Origin of the sequence: Burkholderia sp. HMSC10F09 (assembly GCF_001806955.1) — a bacterium.
GTDB classification, from domain to species: domain Bacteria; phylum Pseudomonadota; class Gammaproteobacteria; order Burkholderiales; family Burkholderiaceae; genus Burkholderia; species Burkholderia multivorans.
Genome location: NZ_KV786661.1, coordinates 10,855 through 12,049 on the forward strand (window position 1 = coordinate 10,855; position 1,195 = coordinate 12,049).

Here is a 1,195-nt window from a genome sequence, read left to right on the forward strand (position 1 = left end):
GCTCTGGATGTTTCCGATGGCGATCGTCTGTGGCAACACGTTCGTGCTGAAGCCGTCCGAGCAGGATCCGCTGTCGACGATGCAGCTCGTCGAGCTCGCGCTCGAGGCCGGCGTGCCGCCGGGCGTGCTGAACGTCGTGCACGGCGGCAAGACCGCGGTCGATCGTCTGTGCACGCATCCCGACGTGAAGGCGATCTCGTTCGTCGGCTCGACGCGCGTCGGCACGCACGTGTACAACCTCGGCAGCGAGCACGGCAAGCGCGTGCAGTCGATGATGGGCGCGAAGAACCACGCCGTCGTGCTGCCCGATGCGCATCGCGAGCAGACGATCAACGCGCTCGTCGGCGCCGGCTTCGGCGCGGCCGGCCAGCGCTGCATGGCGACGTCGGTCGTCGTGCTGGTCGGCGCGGCGCGCGACTGGCTGCCCGAGCTCGTCGAGAAGGCGAAGGCGCTGAAGGTCAACGCGGGACACGAGCCCGGCACCGACGTCGGGCCGGTCGTATCGAAGGCCGCCCATGCGCGCATCGCGGCGCTGATCGACGAAGGCGTGAAGGCCGGCGCGACACTCGAACTCGACGGGCGCGGCGTGAAGGTGCCCGGCTACGAGCACGGCAATTTCGTCGGGCCGACGATCTTCTCGGGCGTGACGACCGACATGTCGATCTATACGGAAGAGATCTTCGGGCCCGTCGTCGTCGTGCTCGAAGCCGACACGCTCGACGACGCGATCGCGCTCGTCAACGCGAACCCGTTCGGCAACGGCGTCGGGCTGTTCACGCAGAGCGGCGCGGCCGCACGCAAGTTCCAGAGCGAGATCGACATCGGGCAGGTCGGTATCAACATCCCGATTCCGGTGCCGGTGCCCTACTTCAGCTTCACCGGTTCGCGCGGCTCGAAGCTCGGCGATCTCGGCCCGTACGGCAAGCAGGTCGTGCAGTTCTACACGCAGACGAAGACCGTCACCGCACGCTGGTTCGACGACGAGGCGACGGCCGGCGGCGTCAATACGACGATCGCGCTGCGCTGACCGGAGGCCGCATGGACATCGCATTCATCGGGCTCGGCAACATGGGCGGCCCCATGGCCGCCAATCTGCTGCGCGCCGGGCACGCGCTGACGGTATTCGACCTCGACGCGCACGCGGTCGACGCCGCGGTGCGCGCGGGCGCGACGGCGGCACGCTCGCCGCGCGAGG

General features: G+C 69.0%; 2 protein-coding genes. Both read left to right on the forward strand.

Annotation, left to right across the window (positions count from 1 at the left end; translation table 11 throughout):
* Positions 1 to 1,027 (forward strand): CoA-acylating methylmalonate-semialdehyde dehydrogenase (mmsA, locus tag HMPREF3115_RS11060; protein WP_256276125.1); only part of this gene is annotated, 1,027 nt, incomplete at its 5' end.
* Positions 1,028 to 1,038: 11 nt separating this feature from the next.
* A partial coding sequence (locus HMPREF3115_RS29000) for an NAD(P)-binding domain-containing protein (RefSeq protein ID WP_176748745.1) occupies positions 1,039 to 1,195 on the forward strand: 157 nt, incomplete at its 3' end.